The sequence below is a fragment of the Pseudoduganella sp. RAF53_2 genome, assembly GCF_052113985.1.
GTDB lineage: Bacteria > Pseudomonadota > Gammaproteobacteria > Burkholderiales > Burkholderiaceae_D > Rugamonas.
In genome coordinates, this window is the sequence record NZ_JBFRDW010000671.1 from 1 (window position 1) to 3213 (window position 3213).

3 protein-coding genes and 1 pseudogene are annotated in these 3213 nt (G+C 61.3%); 2 read left to right on the forward strand and 2 right to left on the reverse strand.

Features of this window, described 5'->3' with window-relative positions:
* The first annotated feature begins 44 nt into the window (after window positions 1–44).
* Together AB4Z11_RS27510 and AB4Z11_RS27515 are read left to right on the forward strand one after the other, a co-directional pair.
* On the forward strand, window positions 45–1514 hold the full coding sequence (locus tag AB4Z11_RS27510; protein WP_442029020.1) for an NAD(P)(+) transhydrogenase (Re/Si-specific) subunit beta: 1470 nt from the start codon (window positions 45–47) through the stop codon (window positions 1512–1514).
* A 14-nt stretch (window positions 1515–1528) separates the two neighbouring features.
* The gene (locus tag AB4Z11_RS27515; RefSeq protein WP_442029021.1) at window positions 1529–2275 is read left to right on the forward strand and encodes a DUF72 domain-containing protein; all 747 of its coding nucleotides are present in this window, start codon (window positions 1529–1531) and stop codon (window positions 2273–2275) included.
* Here AB4Z11_RS27515 and AB4Z11_RS27520 read toward each other — a convergent pair.
* Window positions 2272–2706 carry a hypothetical protein gene (locus AB4Z11_RS27520; protein WP_442029022.1) on the reverse strand — a complete coding sequence of 145 codons (435 nt, stop codon included), beginning with the start codon at window positions 2704–2706 and terminating at the stop codon, window positions 2272–2274. The genes AB4Z11_RS27515 and AB4Z11_RS27520 overlap by 4 nt on opposite strands.
* A gap of 8 nt (window positions 2707–2714) precedes the next feature.
* A pseudogene (locus AB4Z11_RS27525) lies at window positions 2715–3213 on the reverse strand (alpha/beta fold hydrolase); the annotation flags it as partial.

Consider the following 3213-nt stretch of genomic DNA (forward strand, 5'->3'; position numbering starts at 1 on the left):
ACCCAGCGCATGCTGGAGATGTTCAAGAAGAAGGAGTCCAAGCGATGAACTGGGTTYCGCTCAATCTGGTAACGATGCTGTACCTGATCKCCTCGGTGTGCTTCATCCAGGCGCTCAAAGGACTCTCTTCGCCTGCCAGCGCGCGTACCGGCAACGCATTCGGCATGTCCGGCATGGCCATCGCGGCGGTGACGACCGTGGCGCTGATTCTCAAACTGCGGGCGGATGCGCTGGCCGAGGGCGCGAGCGGCGGCAACGGATTGTCGCTCGTGCTGCTGGGCGTAGTGGCCGGTGGCGGCATCGGCGCCACACTGGCGAAACGCGTCGAGATGACCAAGATGCCGGAACTGGTAGCTGCCATGCACTCGCTAATTGGTTTGGCTGCCGTGTGCATCGCCATCGCGGCAGTGTCGGAGCCGCACGCATTTGGCATCGCCGCAGCTGGCGAGCCCCTCCCGGTGGGCAATCGAATCGAGCTGTTTATCGGCACATTTGTTGGCGCGATTACCTTCTCCGGTTCCGTGATCGCCTTCGGCAAATTGGCGGGCAAGTACAAGTTCCGCCTTTTCCAGGGTGCGCCGGTAGTGTTCTCCGGCCAGCATTTTCTGAACCTTGCGCTGGCGCTGGTGATGGTGGCGCTGGGCCTGGCCTTCGTGTTCGACAGCGGCCTGGAACCGGCATGGACGCCCTTCCTCATCATGACGGCCATCGCCTTTGTGCTGGGTGTGCTCATCATCATCCCCATCGGCGGTGCGGATATGCCGGTGGTGGTGTCGATGCTGAACTCCTACTCCGGCTGGGCGGCCGCGGGCATTGGCTTCTCGCTGAATAATGCCATGCTGATTATTGCGGGATCGCTGGTAGGGTCGTCGGGCGCCATCCTCTCCTACATCATGTGCAAGGCMATGAACCGSTCCTTCTTCAACGTGATCCTGGGTGGCTTCGGCGGGGAAGCGTCCACCAGCACAGGCGGCGCAGCGGCGCCGGCAAGGCCGGTGAAATCCGGCTCGGCGGACGACGCCTCTTTCATCATGGCCAACGCGGAATCCGTGATCATCGTTCCCGGCTACGGCCTGGCCGTGGCGCGCGCCCAGCATGCGCTGAAGGAGCTGGTGGAAAAGCTGACCCACAAGGGTGTGAACGTGCGCTATGCAATTCATCCGGTAGCGGGCCGTATGCCCGGCCACATGAATGTGCTGCTGGCCGAAGCCGAAGTGCCTTACGATCAGGTGTTCGAAATGGAAGACATCAACGGCGAATTCGGCCAGACCGATGTGGTGCTGGTGCTGGGCGCGAACGACGTGGTCAATCCGGCAGCGAAAGATCCGAAATCGCCCATCGCGGGCATGCCGATTCTGGAGGCTTACAAGGCCAAAAGCATCATCGTCAACAAGCGTTCCATGGCGTCCGGCTACGCGGGACTGGACAATGAACTTTTCTACCAATCGAATACAATGATGGTCTTTGGCGATGCCAAAAAAGCGATCGAGGAAATGGTGAAGGCGGTGGACTAACAAGGAGAAAGCGTATGACGGCAGGCATTCGTGTGGGCATCGGCGGCTGGGACTTTGAGCCCTGGCGTGAAACCTTCTATCCAGCCGACGTATCGAAGAAGCGCCAGCTTGAATACGCCAGCCGTCAGGTCACCAGCATCGAAGTCAACGGCACTTTCTACAGCACCTTCAAGCCGGAGACGTTCGCCAACTGGGCCGCAACCACGCCGGACGACTTCAAGTTTTCCGTGAAAGCCAACCGCTTCGCCACCAACCGCAAGGTGCTGGGCGAAGCGGGCGAATCGATTGAGCGCTTCATCAACAGCGGTTTATCCGAACTGGATAACAAGCTCGGTCCCATCCTGTGGCAGCTGGCGCACACCAAGAAGTTCGATCCGGACGATCTGGAAGCCTTCTTCAAGCTGCTGCCGAAAAAGCTGGGCAAGCACAAGCTGCAGCACGTGCTGGATGCGCRCCACGAAACCTTCATGTGCGAGGAATACTACAAGCTCGCCAGGCGCCACAAGGTCGCCACCGTCATCACCGATTCGCCGAAATTCCCGAACATTACCGAGATCACGGGCGACTTCGTGTACGCGCGGCTGATGGATGCGCAAAGCGAGATCGAAACGGGCTACACCAAGCCCGCTCTGAAGAAGTGGGCCACGCAAGCAAAGAAATGGGGCGAAGGCGAGCGCGATGTGTTCATCTACTTCATCAACGGCGCCAAGGAGCGTGCGCCCGCTGCTGCCCAGACTTTGCTGGGCATCCTCAACCCTTAATTCCAGCAGGGTCCCTGCGCCACCACGTTGAACTGGTGGCCGCTGGACAAGCTTTGGCGCAGCATCATGCGCACGGCGCTCAACAGCATCGGCTTCTGCGCCGATTTCAACTGCGTGCGGCGTGCGCTCAGCGTGCTGGTCGCGGCCAGGCTGTCGTCGCTATCGTCCTTGCGGGGACGCAGCTGCCACATGCCGGATTCATTCATCTCCAGCAGCACGCTGCCCTGCTCGATGCGCTGCGCTTCGGGCGCCGTCACCTGGGCTACGGTCAGCGCGCCGATGGCGCTTTCCGCGTCGGCCTTCAGCTCGGGCGCCAGTTCGGCGGGACGCGCCAGGGCGCCACCGCTGGATGGATAGAAGGTGCAATACTGCTGCGCCGATGCTGAGGCTGCGGCGAGCGACAGGAAGGTAGCGAGGAGTAGTCGGTTCATGCGCCCGACTATACCACGCCCTCAAACCAATCCAATGCGCCTTGCCACAGCGGCTCGGCATGCGGACGGAAATAGCCCATATGACCCAGCTTGCCAAGTCCGCGCTCAACGGGATCGATGTCGATGCCATGCCATGGCGCGTTGCGGTAACCCGTCATGAAGGCATCGCGCGAACGGGGCGGCGCCCACGGATCGTCGGTGGCGTTCAGCGCCAGGATGGGCGTACGCACACGCGCAAAGTTCTCGGCGATCTCGGGCACTTTGGGATCGTCGAAGAAGTAATGCGGGAAGCTGCACCAGCGTTTCCATTGGCGATAAACGCCCATCGGCAGATCTTCGCCCATCCCCAGCATGCTCCAGGCCAGGCGGCCTTTCCAGCGCGTGATGAGCGGAGCGAATACGCGCCACATCGCCAGCACTTTCACGCGCTCCAGCCGCGGCATCCAGCCGTGCCAGCCCGCGCCGGTGCCGAATACGTACATGCCATCGATGCGATCGTGGTTGGGC

What these genes read in the sequence shown, in the direction of transcription:
- AB4Z11_RS27520 (WP_442029022.1), bottom strand. Translation starts at nt 2,706, where the DNA reads ATGAACCGACTACTCCTCGCTACCTTCCTGTCGCTCGCCGCAGCCTCA.